The 14,002-nt window shown below is 39.9% G+C and carries 14 protein-coding genes; 8 read left to right on the top strand and 6 right to left on the bottom strand.

All coding sequences use genetic code 11. The features are described from left to right. Positions 1-2: 2 nt before the first annotated feature. From metX to rdgB, 4 genes are all read left to right on the top strand, one after another. A complete protein-coding gene (gene metX / locus E0D95_RS12830; protein WP_130804227.1) occupies positions 3-1,166 on the top strand; it encodes a homoserine O-succinyltransferase MetX in 1,164 nt (387 codons plus the stop codon). Further along, positions 1,166-1,759, top strand: a complete 594-nt coding sequence (gene metW / locus E0D95_RS12825) for a methionine biosynthesis protein MetW (protein ID WP_004991325.1) — start codon at positions 1,166-1,168, stop codon at positions 1,757-1,759. The genes metX and metW overlap by 1 nt, the downstream gene beginning before the upstream one ends. Beyond that, a complete protein-coding gene (locus E0D95_RS12820; RefSeq protein ID WP_130804225.1) occupies positions 1,756-2,343 on the top strand; it encodes a tetratricopeptide repeat protein in 588 nt (195 codons plus the stop codon). Before metW ends, E0D95_RS12820 begins: the two co-directional genes overlap by 4 nt. Before the next feature lie 76 nt (positions 2,344-2,419). Then, a complete protein-coding gene (gene rdgB / locus E0D95_RS12815) occupies positions 2,420-3,049 on the top strand; it encodes an RdgB/HAM1 family non-canonical purine NTP pyrophosphatase (protein WP_130804223.1) in 630 nt (209 codons plus the stop codon). A gap of 312 nt (positions 3,050-3,361) precedes the next feature. Here the strand turns inward: rdgB and E0D95_RS12810 are convergent, their stop codons facing one another. From E0D95_RS12810 to E0D95_RS12785, 6 genes are all read right to left on the bottom strand, one after another. Next, positions 3,362-4,717 carry an MFS transporter gene (locus tag E0D95_RS12810; protein WP_130804221.1) on the bottom strand — a complete coding sequence of 452 codons (1,356 nt, stop codon included), beginning with the start codon at positions 4,715-4,717 and terminating at the stop codon, positions 3,362-3,364. An 82-nt stretch (positions 4,718-4,799) separates the two neighbouring features. Next, the gene (locus E0D95_RS12805; protein ID WP_130804219.1) at positions 4,800-5,729 is read right to left on the bottom strand and encodes an N-carbamoyl-D-amino-acid hydrolase; all 930 of its coding nucleotides are present in this window, start codon (positions 5,727-5,729) and stop codon (positions 4,800-4,802) included. Further along, on the bottom strand, positions 5,722-6,978 hold the full coding sequence (locus E0D95_RS12800) for a Zn-dependent hydrolase (protein ID WP_213073704.1): 1,257 nt from the start codon (positions 6,976-6,978) through the stop codon (positions 5,722-5,724). The genes E0D95_RS12805 and E0D95_RS12800 overlap by 8 nt, the downstream gene beginning before the upstream one ends. Next, positions 6,975-8,207 carry a diaminopropionate ammonia-lyase gene (locus tag E0D95_RS12795; protein WP_130804215.1) on the bottom strand — a complete coding sequence of 411 codons (1,233 nt, stop codon included), beginning with the start codon at positions 8,205-8,207 and terminating at the stop codon, positions 6,975-6,977. Before E0D95_RS12795 ends, E0D95_RS12800 begins: the two co-directional genes overlap by 4 nt. Before the next feature lie 14 nt (positions 8,208-8,221). Then, a complete protein-coding gene (locus E0D95_RS12790) occupies positions 8,222-9,076 on the bottom strand; it encodes a MurR/RpiR family transcriptional regulator (RefSeq protein WP_130804213.1) in 855 nt (284 codons plus the stop codon). Positions 9,077-9,286: 210 nt separating this feature from the next. Further along, positions 9,287-10,165, bottom strand: coding sequence for an AEC family transporter (locus E0D95_RS12785; RefSeq protein WP_130804211.1), 879 nt, complete (start codon positions 10,163-10,165; stop codon positions 9,287-9,289). A gap of 150 nt (positions 10,166-10,315) precedes the next feature. Between E0D95_RS12785 and tatA the strand changes: the two genes are divergently transcribed. The 4 genes from tatA (at position 10,316) to E0D95_RS12765 (ending at position 13,980) form a co-directional block, all read left to right on the top strand. After that, a complete protein-coding gene (gene tatA, locus E0D95_RS12780) occupies positions 10,316-10,537 on the top strand; it encodes a Sec-independent protein translocase subunit TatA (protein ID WP_130804209.1) in 222 nt (73 codons plus the stop codon). Positions 10,538-10,549: 12 nt separating this feature from the next. Next, a complete protein-coding gene (gene tatB / locus E0D95_RS12775; RefSeq protein ID WP_130804207.1) occupies positions 10,550-10,999 on the top strand; it encodes a Sec-independent protein translocase protein TatB in 450 nt (149 codons plus the stop codon). Next, positions 10,996-11,754 (top strand): twin-arginine translocase subunit TatC, encoded by a 759-nt coding sequence (tatC, locus tag E0D95_RS12770; protein WP_130804204.1) that lies wholly within the window; start codon positions 10,996-10,998, stop codon positions 11,752-11,754. The genes tatB and tatC overlap by 4 nt, the downstream gene beginning before the upstream one ends. Before the next feature lie 195 nt (positions 11,755-11,949). Beyond that, positions 11,950-13,980 carry a PhoX family protein gene (locus E0D95_RS12765; protein WP_130804202.1) on the top strand — a complete coding sequence of 677 codons (2,031 nt, stop codon included), beginning with the start codon at positions 11,950-11,952 and terminating at the stop codon, positions 13,978-13,980. Positions 13,981-14,002 lie beyond the last annotated feature (22 nt).

Below are 14,002 nucleotides of genomic sequence, written 5' to 3'. Positions count from 1 at the left end.
CCGTGTCTTTTGCATCTGATTCAGTGGGTTTGGTTACTCCACAAAAGTTTCAATTTGAACAACCCTTGCCTTTAGAATGTGGCCGTAGTTTACCGCGTTTCGAACTGATGGTTGAAACTTATGGTACGCTCAATGCCGATCAATCCAACGCGATTCTGATTTGTCATGCACTCTCAGGGCATCATCATGCGGCGGGTTATCATCATGAAGATGATAAAAAAGCGGGCTGGTGGGATGCCTGTATCGGCCCCGGAAAAGCCATTGATACCAATCATTTTTTTGTGGTGGCACTGAATAATATTGGCGGATGTAATGGTTCAACTGGCCCAACTTCTCCCAATCCTGAAAATGAAAATCGTCCTTATGGCCCAGATTTTCCATTAGTCACGGTACGTGACTGGGTCAAAACCCAAACCATGCTCTCCGACCGATTAGGCATCAACGTTTGGTATGCGGTAATTGGGGGATCATTGGGCGGCATGCAAGCCTTACAATGGTCAGTAGATTATCCTGATCGTTTAAAGAACTGTGTCGTCATTGCCAGCGCACCTAAACTTTCTGCACAAAATATCGCCTTTAACGAAGTTGCACGTCAATCCATTCTTTCTGATCCTGATTTTTATCATGGGCGTTATCTGGAAAATGATAGCTATCCAAAACGTGGGCTGATTTTAGCGCGGATGGTGGGACATATTACTTATCTGTCTGAAGAAGCCATGAAACAGAAATTTGGTCGTGATTTAAAATCAGGCAAGTTTATGTATGGCTTTGATGTTGAGTTTCAGGTGGAAAGCTATTTGCGTTATCAGGGTGAACAATTTAGCCGAAACTTTGATGCCAATACCTATCTGATTATGACCAAAGCACTGGATTATTTTGATCCATCACGCGAATATGAGCAATCCTTAACCCAAGCCATGGCACAAACCAAATGTCGCTTTTTAGTGGTTTCCTTCACTACGGACTGGCGTTTTGCCCCAGAACGTTCTCAAGAAATTGTCGATGCACTAATTACCAACCATAAACCTGTGACCTATCTGGATATTGATGCGGAACAAGGTCATGATTCATTCTTATTCCCCATTCCACTGTATGTAAAAACCTTACGGGCATTTTTGGGCGGTGAAGCACTTTTAAAATCGACCCAGCAAGTGGAGATGATCTAATGCGTATAGACCAACAACTTGCGGAAAAGTGGATTAAACCGGGTTCCAGTGTGCTGGATCTGGGCTGTGGCGATGGTGAATTATTGGCTCATATGAGCAAAAAACACCAAATTCATGCTTATGGCTTAGAAATTGATCAAGAAAAGATTGCAATTGCGGTCAGTCGCGGGTTAAATATTATTCAGCAAGACTTGAATCTTGGTTTGAGCCGTTTCGCAGATCAATCTTTTGATAATGTAGTGATGGCACAAGCTTTGCAAGCTGTAGATGCACCAGATGTTTTATTACGGGACATGGTGCGAGTGGGCAAACAAGCCATCATTACTTTTCCAAACTTTGCGCATTGGAAGACGCGCTCGTTTTTGGCTTTGAAAGGAATGATGCCTGTTTCAGATGCATTACCTTATATGTGGTATAACACGCCCAATATTCATTTATGTACTTTCCGAGATTTTGAGGCACTATGTGCTGAAAATCAGATTCGGATTATTAACCGACTTGCCGTCAATGGGAACCAGCAAGGGAGCTTTTTAAGTAAGCACGTCCCTAATTTGTTTGGTGAAGTCGCAATATATCGAGTGAGCGCTCTATGAAAAAAACATTATTCAGCACACTAGTAGTTGGACTTTTAAGTATTCACGCACATGCGGATTACGTTGCCCAGCCACAATCTATTGCAGCCCAAGCTGCACATTTTTCTACCATGGGGATTACCGACCTGATGAAAGCTGCTAAAGCAGGTCAGGCAGGTGCACAATTTTATTTAGGTTCACATTACCAATATGGTAAAGATGTTGCCAAAGATGAAAAGCAAGCTTTTACATGGTTTAAAGCCGCCGCAGATCAGGGCTTATCTCCTGCTCAGCTCAATGTTGGCCGGATGTATGCAGATGGCGTTGGCGTAGCTAAAAATGAAGCGATGGCCCGTAAATACTTCGAGAAAGCGGCCAGTAATGGGGATAACCGTGCCAGTTATAACCTTGCCATGATGGAAGAACAGAAGAAAAACTATCAAGGCGCGTATCAATGGTACGAGCTTTCAACGCGTGACGGTATGCTCGACAATAAAGTGATTAACATGTCGCAAAGCAAGAAAACGGCGTTGGCTGCAAACTTAACCCAAGACCAAATTCGTCAAGCAGTTGACCGTGCTGATAAGTGGATTCAAGCGCAGTAAGCCATTAAAATTTTAAAGCACCTTCGGGTGCTTTTTGTTTTTATTATCTCTTCATTATTTTATTCGAGTTTTGATTATGTCTGCACCTCATTGGCTTTCTCAAGGTACTTTAGTTTTAGCCAGTAACAACAAAGGTAAAATTACCGAGTTTGAAAAACTATTTGCAGAGCTAAAACTGCCAGTTGATGTCATCCCGCAAGGACAATTGAATATTCCAGATGCGATTGAAGATGGACTGAGCTTTGTTGAAAATGCCATTATTAAAGCACGACATGCCTCCAAAATTTCAGGTAAACCTGCGATTGCAGATGATTCAGGAATTTGTGTCCCAATCTTGGATGGCGCACCAGGCATCTATTCTGCACGCTATGCAGGTGATCATGGCAATGATGCCGCCAATAATGAAAAATTACTCAATGAGTTAAAACCATTTCGTAAAGATGGGCAAATCATTGAAGGCATGTTCATTTGTGTACTGGCCTTGGTTGAACATGCAGATGATCCACTTCCACAAATTTTTCAGGGCTTTTGGCACGGTGAAATACTTGAAGCAGCGCGTGGCGAACATGGCTTTGGTTATGATCCGTTATTTTGGTTGCCAGAGCTTGGAATCAGCAGTGCGGAAATGAGCAAGGAAGAAAAAAATAAAATCAGCCATCGCGGACAAGCAATGCAGCATTTTCGTGAGAGTTTGACTCGAGTTTAAAGCGATTGTTCATCTACAAATATACGCACAGGATTTAAGTATCGGTTTATCTTATTTAGTCCTTAGATGGGATAACGTGAAGATTTAGCACAACGCTATTCCATCTTGCTTCAATCCGAAACTAATTCTCTATCGCACTTCATCTAAGAATAAGAGATAAAAAAATCAACGATTAAATTGTCACTACTAAAAAGTAAAGATCAATTTAATCGTAAACCTATACGATACAAAATTATCATCAAGACATTCAAGAAAAGTGTGGATGTTAAATTCACATTTAACCAAAAAAATTTTTAAAAATAAACACTTTAATTAAACCTTTTTACTACCCCCTGCTCGCATTTGGGGTTGTGAACGCGTCAGAATAAATACCAATATTGCACCTAAAAATGCAAAGCTGGCTAAAAAATACATACCAATATCTGTTGAACCTGTCGTTTCTTTGATCCATCCGATGATAAATGGACTACAAAAAGCGGCTAAACCAGCAAAAGAATTTATTCCAGCTATTCCTGCTGCCGCATTTTTCCCATCTAAATAAACTGTTGGTAAACTCCAGAACAAAGGTGAACATACCATACAACCTGCTGCTGCAATACATAACATCGCGATCGCTAATGTAGGATTATGTCCAAATAAAGTTGATAAGATTAAGCCACAACCGCCAATACAGAATGGTAAAATCATATGCCATCGACGTTCATTCTGTTGATCTGAATGACGGCAAACTAAAATCATGGAAATCACCGCACAAATATTAGGGATAGCTGTCAACAATCCTACCTTTAGCAGTGAATCTACACCTGTAGATTTGATGACTGTAGGTAGCCAAAATGCAAGTCCAGTTAAGCTTGAAACTGTGCAATAACAAATTAGAGCCATCAGTAATACACGTTTGTCTTTCAACAGCGTGAGCAAAGATCCATGCTGAATTCTTTGTTTTTTTTCTGATTGAAGATGCTGTTGTAAAACTATTTTTTCATTTTGATTAAGCCAAGGGGCTTCTTGAATATTATTGTACAAGTATTTATATACCACAAAGCCTAGCACAATCGAGGGTATGGCCTCCAATATAAATAACCATTGCCAGCCCGCCAAATCTTGATAATAATGAAAAGATTGCATAATCCATCCTGAAAGCGGCGCTCCGAAAATACTAGAAAAAGGAACCGCTGTCATAAAAATCGCAATCATCTGGCCACGTCGATTTGCAGGAAACCATTGGGTGAGATAGAAAATAACTCCTGGATAAAAACCTGCTTCAGCGGCCCCTAGAAAGAAACGACAGATATAGAATTGAGTAGGAGTATGAACCAAAGCCATACAGGCAGAAATCACTCCCCATAAAATCATAATTCGGGTGATGGTTTTTTTCGCGCCGATTTTATGCATGAGTACATTACTTGGCACTTCAAACAAGAAATATCCGATAAAAAATATCCCCGCACCCAAACCATAAATTGTTTCACTAAAATGCAAATCATCCAGCATTTGTAATTTTGCAAAACCGACATTTACACGGTCAAGATATGCGGCAACGTAACACAGCATCAGCAGTGGGATAATACGCCAAGCTACTTTTTTATATAGTTTATTTTCATCAATAGCTTGATTAGTCATCTGGCTATATGAGCTTTGATGATTCGATAAAACGATCTGTTTAGTCATCACTTCACCTTTTTTTGAGAAAAAGTTCCCTATAGGTATTTCATTAAAATACCTATGTTGTTGTTAAATAATCATGTTTAATTTAAGGAGTTTTGACTCCACGCTGATGGCTAATCAAACCATAAGCATGAATCTGTCGATGTTTTTCAAAATTAAATGTTGTGGATTTATAGGATTGACACAAATCTAGATCGCATCGGGCAATCGCAAGCTCATCTCCTTTAGTTGAGCAAGCCGCAACAATTTCACCAGAGGGTGCAATAATACAGGTTCCTCCGATCATGTCGCAGTCTTCTTCATTACCTGCTTTAGCCACTCCAACTACCCAAGTCCCATTTTGATAAGCTCCTGCTTGCATCACTAAATGGTTATGAAAAAGCGATAAATCATCATGCTCTGGGGCTGGAGGATTGTGTACTGGAGTGTTATAGCCAAGTAAAATCATTTCCACGCCTTGCAAACCCATCACTCGATAAGTTTCCGACCAACGTCGATCATTACACAAGGCCATACCGAAAATGCCACCAAAAGCTGACCAGACATCAAAAGAGCTTCCAGCTTCAAAATAGCGTTTTTCTAAATGCTGAAAACGTCGCCAAGGTTCATATTCATCATGTCCTGGTAAATGAACTTTATGATATTTACCTATGATTTTTCCGTCTTTACCAACTAAGATTGAGGTATTGTAACGATGGTAGCCATCCGATTGTTTATTCAATTCGGCATAGCCTAAATAAAACCCCAGACCGAGCTTTTTGGCAGCATCGAATAAGGGTTGAGTAGTTGGACCTGGCATTTCAGATTCATAGAACTGATTTAATTCCTCAGGATCTTCTATATACCATCTTGGGAAAAAAGTTGTTAATGCAAGTTCAGGAAAGACAACCACATCACAGCCCATTTTTGCCGCGTTATACATATGATTGAGTAAGCGTTCAATCACTTCTTTTCTAGAATCACGTCTTTGGATTGGACCCAGTTGAGCTGCTGCAATATTTACTATTCTAGGCATGTTGTGTCTCCTCAATAATTTTACCATTCGCTAATTCATATATTATTTTCAGGAGAAGATTTGCGCCTGAAACAACATCTGCATCATGTGTAAACTCTTTTACATTGTGAGATAGACCTGCAACGCTCGGTACAAAAATCATTCCTGTCGGACACATGCGCGAAATAATTTGAGCATCATGTCCGGCCCCACTTGATAATCTTTGCACTGAAAGTTGTGATTCTTTTGCAAAGCTTTCCACACTGGCAATAATTCTTTCATCAAAAGAAACTGACTGAAAATTTGCTAAATCTCGGAAACTCAGTTCCACTCCTTCTTCCAATGCAATAATCTTGGCCTGTGCCAGTAAATCAGTAACTATTTGATTCAAAGTCATTTGATCGGTATTTCTCAGATCAATCGTAAATTTTGCATCATTTGGAATCACATTAACCAAATTGGGTTTTAATTCCATAAAACCAATTGTCACCAGCTGCCCTGGATGAGCCTCAGCTAATTGATGAACATACGTTGCAATTTTCATGGCCACTAGACCTGCATTGTGGCGTAATCGCATCGGTGTTGTACCCGCATGGTTGGAAACTCCTTTGATCGTGAACTCAATCCAGCGAATACCTTGTACACCAGTAACTGCACCAATATTCTTCTGTTCATGTTCCAGAATCGGTCCCTGTTCCACATGAAGTTCAATAAAGGCATGCAAATTGTTCTGACCTACAGGATGACCACCGATATAACCAATTTTTTCCAGATTTTCCCGCACTGTGGTGCCATCAATACCTTGTGTTTGATATGCATCTTCTAAACTCAGACCACCTTGAAAAACCAGACTACCCATCATGTCTGGTGCAAATCGTGCTCCTTCTTCATTGCTAAAAAATGCCACACTGATTGGATGATCGGTTTCTATGCCTGCCTCATTAAGTGTTTCGATCACTTCGAGACCTGCTAGTACTCCTAAGTTGCCATCATATCGGCCACCTGTTCTAACCGTATCAATATGTGATCCAGTCATGACTGGATGTAGATTCTTTTTACCTGTTCGAGTTGCAACGACATTTCCAATACCGTCGATCGTGACATGCAAATCAAGCTCATGCATCCATTGAATCACCAAATCACGACCCAACTTATCCTGCTCAGTAAACGCCAGACGACACACACCGCCTCCATCAATTGCACCGACCTGAGCAAGCCTAGAGATTCTTGTTAAAAGCCGTTCAGGATTAATCCTTAAATTGATAGTCATGCAGCACTCCATATTTGTTCAGCAGTTTTTCCAATAATCTGCTGATAAAGTTCTGGATCTGTTGCACCTTCACTGCCGATTACTAATACACAACTTTTCTCATCTAATTGAAGGGCTTTTTTTAGATCTGGATGTGTAGCCGCACCAATACAGCCTGCAAGACCAGCTACAGCAGATTCACCTGCAACAATATTTTGATCGCCGTATTGGCCTGTAGCCAGAATTTTCATTACCTCTACAGCAGATTGATCATCAATAGTTAAAAAATGGCTCACCGCATCCTTTAATATGCTCCACGCAAGCAAAGAGACTTCACCACAGGCCAAACCTGCCATAATGGTATTCAATTCACCTTCAACCGCAACAGGTTGGCCTGCTTTAGCACTTTCAAATAAACATGCTGCTTGATCGGGCTCTACAACTATAAAAATAGGTTTTTGATCGCCAAGTTGTTCCCATAACTGTGCAGTGACTGCTGCGGCCAGTCCTCCAACACCGCCTTGTAAAAAAACATGACTAATTTTTTGTTGGGATGGTATTTTTTGTAAGACTTCATCAGCCATGACTGCATAACCCTGCATTACATCTTTTGGCACATCCATATATCCTTCATAAGAAGTATCTGAAACAACAAAACGTCCCAATTGTTTAGCATCATGATCAGCTTGTCTTACCGAATCATCATAATTTCCCTGAGTACGAATAACATCTGCCCCATATTTTGCAATTGCATCTGCTCTACCTTGGCTGACCGTACTATGAATATAAATCACACATTTACAACCAAAAGTACGTGCTCCCCACGCTACAGAACGACCATGGTTACCATCTGTGGCACAAGTCACTGTAATTTTTTCAGTAACTTCGCGGTATTTACCAGACAATAAATCCTGAAGTGAAACGTCATCTTGAGGATAGTCATACTGTATTTTTCTCAGCAATAACCGAAATACGGCATAAGCCCCACCTAGTGCTTTAAAGCTACTAAGCCCAAAGCGACGTGACTCATCTTTATATAAAATATTTTTAATGCCCAATTCTCGAGCTAGATGAGGAAGTTCAACCAATGGTGAAGGAGAATAACCTTGCCATTGTTCAATGGTCTGTTTAGCATCAATAAAACGCTGACCTCCTAAAATATTTCTCTGATCTACGCCATACGCTAAACCAGGTCGAAACTGGGGATTAGAAAAGTAGTGAATGGTCATATTTTGTAAAATATTGGACATATTTTTTGTCTCATCTAGCTGTTTAAATCTTGAAAATATTGGTGAAGATGTTCAATTTGAGTTAAGCGCTGGCTGACCTGATCAGCAGATTGAAGTGCTAAACGAGTACACAATCCATTAATTAATGAAACTGCAGAAATATAAGAATCAAATATTCCGACACTTTGAGTTGCTGTTCTAAATACCAGATCAGCTTGTGAACTTAGGTCAGTCGTTGTTATATCTGTAATCATTAAAATTTTTGAGCCGACAGCCTTGGCATAGTCCACGATCGGACGAAGCAGTGAAACTCTCCTTCTGAAATCCATCACCAGTACACAGTCATTACTCTGCAAATCGAGTAATTCTTCAGGAATATTCATACTGCTACTAGATGGAATAAGCAGAACATCTGAGCGAAGTTGTGAAAGCATTGCCCAACAATATTGCGCTAAAATTTTTCCATTACGAAAACCAACAATGTAAATTTTTCTACTCTGTTGAATATTAGCGATAGCTTGTTCAATATATTTTGAATCAAGTTGCTCATAGGTTTGTGTTAGATTTTTAATTTCATTATGAATATGTGATTCAAAATAACCTATTGTGTCATTGTTAGTATTGGTTCTTGAAAAAGCATAAAGTGGTGAACCATGATCCAAACTGTCACGGACCTGTAATCGTACGTCTGAAAATGATTCATAACCTAGACGCTTAAAAAAGCGTACGGCTGTTGCCTTCGAAACCTTGGCCATATCTGCCAATTCAGTTGCAGAATAAGTTGCTAGACTTGTCAGATTTTCCAATGTGACTTTTGCTAGTCTTTTTTCACTTTCAGTTAAAGTATCACCTAGCAGGTTGATTCGTTCATGAATTGATCTATTATGCATTTTGAGTGCCTTTGAAACTTTAGTTTCATAAATGCAACTACCATGCCACTATTGTTTTAATAATTTAACCAATTGTTATTAAATGAAATATTTTTCACATTAATTAAAATTAAAAAAATTATGTCTTATTAGAGGTCACAATTTTTTTAATGAGCTTAAAAAATGCACTTTAAAGTAAACTAAATGCAATCGCTTACAAGCTTCGCTAACTTACTTAAAAAAATGCAGCAACATCCCATAAACCGCAATTACCACACAACTCACTATCGTCCCAGACGCAATATATTTTGCCGAAACTCCAGTGCCCTGATAATGTGTTTCCAACGCCACAATATTCGCCGCAGGCGGTAAACAAAACAATAAAAACATCACACCGATATATTGCTGAATATGTGGAATCGGCAAATAAAAATAAGCGATGGTGCACAGCAATGCACCACACATCATTTTAAGTCCTAAAATCCAGCTACTACGTTTTAAGTCACCCCAATTGACTTTGGTACGGCGTAACCACATGCCGAGGACACACATTCCCGCAAAGGTCATTCCAATCTTGCTTGCGCTATAAAGATGATCAAGCCAAAACATATTTTGAATATTTTGTAGCCCGATTAACCTTAACAATCCAGCCAAGACCAGAGCCACAAAAGGTGGCGATTGCATCACCTTCTTTAGGATGATGGATTTTGGCTGTGGTTCCGAAGATACCGCTGTGACTGCCCAAATATTGCCAAAAATAGAACCACCAATATAAAGCGCCACCATGGCGGGGCTAATTTCAGGACCAAATAAAGCAATCGCAAACGGAAAACCGAGCCAAGCCATATTGAGATAACTAAAGCACAAAGCCCCTAAACGATCTTTAAAGCATTGCATAAATAATGCGTATAGCAAAATCGCAGAGATAAAGCTAAATAGCATCAGACTTAAGCTACCCGCCTGATAAAACACCATATTGTAAATAATCACAATCGGAATAAAAAGACGAGCCAGTAAGGTTGCAAACAGGGGTTTGAGGCGTTCAGCGAATCGAGTTTGAGCCAATAACCATCCGATAATAAAGGCAAGCAACGGGAGAATAAGACTCACAGCACACTCTGAAATACAGATTCAAATTTAAAAAACATACTAGCACTTTCACCTTAAAAAATTCTATTTGTCTTAAAAATGAAATATTTCTGTCACGTCTCTGTCATTGCAGACTGTTGAAATATCCACAAATCTTTGGAGGATATAAAAATGGCAGGCTTATCCATTTGGCACGTAGTGATTTTCTTAATTGTAGTCGTACTTTTATTTGGTACATCTAAACTTAAAAATCTGGGTAAAGATGTAGGTGGTGCAGTTAAGGATTTTAAAAAATCAATTCGTGAAGATGAAGAAAATGCAGCTCTTCAGCAACCCAAAACCATCGAAGCCGATGTTAAAAACGCTGAACATGTTTCATCTGCGAAAAGTTAAAGGATTCTGGTCATGCTCAATATAGGAATGACAGAAATTCTATGTTTTGCAGTCATTGCAATTCTGGTTTTAGGTCCCGACAAACTTCCAGAAGCAGCGCGTTTTGCAGGTCGCTGGTATGCCAGAATCAAACGTCATATCAGCAATATTCAAAATGAAATTGATCGCGAACTGAAAATTTCAGAATTCCGTAAAGAAATGCAGGATGAATTGAATCGTATCGAAGCACTCGAACGTAAAGTACAATCTCAACTCGAAGAAATAGAAAAGAGAAAACTTTCCGAACTAGAACATATAGCTACTGATCATAAGGAAAAACAAAATATTGTTCGAGTGTATTCCTTTATTTCAACAGCTCGGTATATCCCATTTAACACTTGGCAACCCTCTCAGATTCTTCACTCTAGCGTTGCCGATATCGCTCAACATCCAGCCCAGACTAAATTGAAGATTGCCGTATGAACCAGCTCCCATCAAATACACTGAATACAGCAGAAACACTTGAACAAATGCCGCTCACCAATCATTTGGTCGTGCTACGTCAGCATCTGTTTAAAATCGTGGGAGTTACGCTGTTCTTATTTTTTTGCCTGCTTCCATTTCGAAATTATACCTATCAATGGCTGTCTGAACCCTTACGCATGCAGTTGCCTGCCTCGTCATCCATGATTGCAACGGATGTCACGGCCACTTTTATGGCTCCCTTTAAGCTGAATTTATTTGTGGCGATAGTTCTTGCCATGCCGTTTATTTTGTATCAGCTCTGGTTATTTATTAAACCTGCACTTTACGCAAGAGAACGCTATTTGGCTTTACCTTTATTAGTCGGCAGTATTGTGTTGTTTTTTGCGGGTATCGCTTTTGCCTACTTTATTACCCTGCCCGCAATTCTGCATTTTTTTATCAGTGTTTCGCCAGAAACCGTTGCACCGATGACCGACATTAATAGTTATCTTGAGTTTTGTCTTAAACTCTTTTTAGTGTTTGGTTTTACCTTTGAGATTCCAATCGTCACATTACTACTGATCTTGATTGGTGTGGTGAGTACGCAAAGTCTGGCGGAAAAAAGACGTTTTATTGTTGTCGGCTGTTTCTTTATTTCGATGTTTATTACGCCTCCTGATGCGATTTCAATGGTGATGCTGGCTGTACCGATGTGGCTGTTATTTGAGTTGGGTTTATTTTTTGGAAAACTTTTAGAAAAACCTGCAAATTAAAATCTTTAACTTCAAAATAACAACATCTTTTAAAGCTTGAATGTTCAATATATTCAAGCTTTCTTATTATTAAATTAATTATTTGATTTTACATAAAATATTGTCTTTAAATTGACTTAAAACCGTAAAAAAAATGTCATCGAAGTTACCTAGAATCAATGCCACAAATATACCCACAAACGTTATGGATTTATTATGACATCGGCAAGCAATCACCCTACCCGTCGTGATTTACTAAAATGGTTCAGCGGAATTCCTTTTTTACCATTAGGGGCAATGGCTACAGCTGCAACACTTACAGGTTGCAATGACAGTGATAACGATAGCAGTACACCAATTAAACCAGCCAACTTTAAAAATGCAACCTTTACGCCAATGGCTGCGCCAAGTTTGGCAGATCCTGCGGCGATGGCGACCACTTCTGTTGGCTCGAAACTGAGCATCTCTTGGGATGATGGTTCAAAAACCGACTATCAACTTGGATACAATGCTTTCTTTAAAACAGGTGAAAGTGTTCCTGCGTTAAATGGTGGCACCATCGTTGCAGGTGGGTACTTTGATATCAATGGCAATCCAATCAAGGATACTTCGGTGGCGGGTTCTGAACGTCAATTTTTCTCCGACTGTCCAGATGGTTCATCTTTAATCAAGCTTGAAGGTGCGGCAGTTTCTGGTGTGACGAATCCTGTGTTTCATGTGGTTCAATTTGAATACACCACTAAAAATTTGGCAGGAACCAGCATGTATGGTCAACTGCCATCACCTATTGCGATTTTGACGCTTGATCAGGATCAAAAAACAGGCCATTTAACCCTAAAAAAATATTTCAATGTGGATATGTCTAAAGTCCATGGTTTATGGATTACCTGTGGTGCAAGCCTTTCGCCATGGAATACCCATCTTTCCAGTGAAGAATACGAACCCGATGCATTTAAACAAGGCATTGGCGGCCCTGCTGTAGATGGTATTGGTCAATACTATTTTGGTGATGCATCTAAAGCAAATCCTTATAACTATGGGCATTTGCCTGAAATCATCGTCAATAAAGATGGTTCAGGAACCGCCAAAAAACATTTCTGTTTAGGTCGTATTTCGCATGAACTGATTCAGGTAATGCCAGATAACCGTACGGCAATTATGGGCGATGACTATACCAATGGCGGTTTCTTTATGTTTGTTGCAGATAAAGAAAAAGATTTATCTGCGGGAACCCTCTATGTCGCAAAATATCTGGACGTCTTAACAGAAACCACGACAGCGCGTATTCAGTGGATTAAACTGGGATCAACCAACAGTAAAACCATTGAAGATTTGGTCAATGTCCGTGGCATCAAACCAGAAAACATTATGGAAAGTTTGACCACAGATCCGAATGATGCCAGCTATACGCCAATTGTGCTTGCCAAGAAAAAACTTTGGGTCAAACTTAAAACAGCCAATAACGGCTTTAGCGATGCAGAGATTCAACTGGCTGCGGCTTTCCTTGAAACACATCGTTATGCTGCCCTTAAAGGTGCAAGTATGGCCTTTACCAAGATGGAAGGCACCACCGTCAATATCAAGGACAAAGTCGGTTATTCAGCACTGGCCAACATTCAGGATTCGATGGTGAAAGGCGGTTCTGGATGGGTTGAAGCCAATAATGTCTCGTTTAGCAAAACCCTTAAAGCGGGTGGTATCCTAGCGCATGATCTTGCATCTGGTCAAGTCGATAGCACTGGTGCAGCAATCAATAGTGACTGGGCTGCCAAACAAAGTCATATGCTGATTATGGGGGTTGATACCAGCATGGATAATCTGGGTAATACGGCAGATCCAAATAATATTGCAAGCCCAGATAACCTAAAATATTCAGAAACCTTGCGGACTTTGTTTATTGGTGAAGACAGTGGTAATCACCTCAATAACTTTTTGTGGGCATACAATGTCGATAGCAAACAGTTGATTCGTTTACTCTCTGCCCCTGCTGGCGCAGAATCAACAGGTTTACATGCCGTCGATAACGTCAATGGCTGGACCTATATTATGAGTAACTTCCAACATGCGGGTGATGAATGGGATCGTTTCTATAAAGTGGATAGTAAAACAGGCGTACGTGCTGGTCTAAGTGCAAACGATCAAAAAACCCTAAGCGATGCCATCAATAAAAACTATAACAATGGCTATGCTGCGTCGGTGGGTTATATTACTGCTGATCCAATTGCACCATCTGTAGTTAAAAAATAATTGCAGTGATTTCAAACCAAGC

This window comes from Acinetobacter ihumii, from assembly GCF_900625095.1.
Lineage (GTDB): Bacteria > Pseudomonadota > Gammaproteobacteria > Pseudomonadales > Moraxellaceae > Acinetobacter > Acinetobacter ihumii.
Note: the sequence above shows the minus strand (reverse complement) of the source record. Positions and strands in the feature narration are given on the sequence as shown.

Excerpts from the sequence above, each read along its gene's own strand:
- rdgB (WP_130804223.1), top strand. The coding sequence starts at position 2,420 with ATGTCTGCACCTCATTGGCTTTCTCAAGGTACTTTAGTTTTAGCCAGT.
- E0D95_RS12765 (WP_130804202.1), top strand. The coding sequence starts at position 11,950 with ATGACATCGGCAAGCAATCACCCTACCCGTCGTGATTTACTAAAATGG.
- E0D95_RS12805 (WP_130804219.1), bottom strand. The coding sequence starts at position 5,729 with ATGCCTAGAATAGTAAATATTGCAGCAGCTCAACTGGGTCCAATCCAA.
- E0D95_RS12820 (WP_130804225.1), top strand. The coding sequence starts at position 1,756 with ATGAAAAAAACATTATTCAGCACACTAGTAGTTGGACTTTTAAGTATT.
- E0D95_RS12795 (WP_130804215.1), bottom strand. The coding sequence starts at position 8,207 with ATGTCCAATATTTTACAAAATATGACCATTCACTACTTTTCTAATCCC.
- E0D95_RS12810 (WP_130804221.1), bottom strand. The coding sequence starts at position 4,717 with ATGACTAAACAGATCGTTTTATCGAATCATCAAAGCTCATATAGCCAG.
- E0D95_RS12800 (WP_213073704.1), bottom strand. The coding sequence starts at position 6,978 with ATGACTATCAATTTAAGGATTAATCCTGAACGGCTTTTAACAAGAATC.
- metW (WP_004991325.1), top strand. The coding sequence starts at position 1,166 with ATGCGTATAGACCAACAACTTGCGGAAAAGTGGATTAAACCGGGTTCC.
- tatC (WP_130804204.1), top strand. The coding sequence starts at position 10,996 with ATGAACCAGCTCCCATCAAATACACTGAATACAGCAGAAACACTTGAA.
- tatA (WP_130804209.1), top strand. The coding sequence starts at position 10,316 with ATGGCAGGCTTATCCATTTGGCACGTAGTGATTTTCTTAATTGTAGTC.
- E0D95_RS12790 (WP_130804213.1), bottom strand. The coding sequence starts at position 9,076 with ATGCATAATAGATCAATTCATGAACGAATCAACCTGCTAGGTGATACT.
- tatB (WP_130804207.1), top strand. The coding sequence starts at position 10,550 with ATGCTCAATATAGGAATGACAGAAATTCTATGTTTTGCAGTCATTGCA.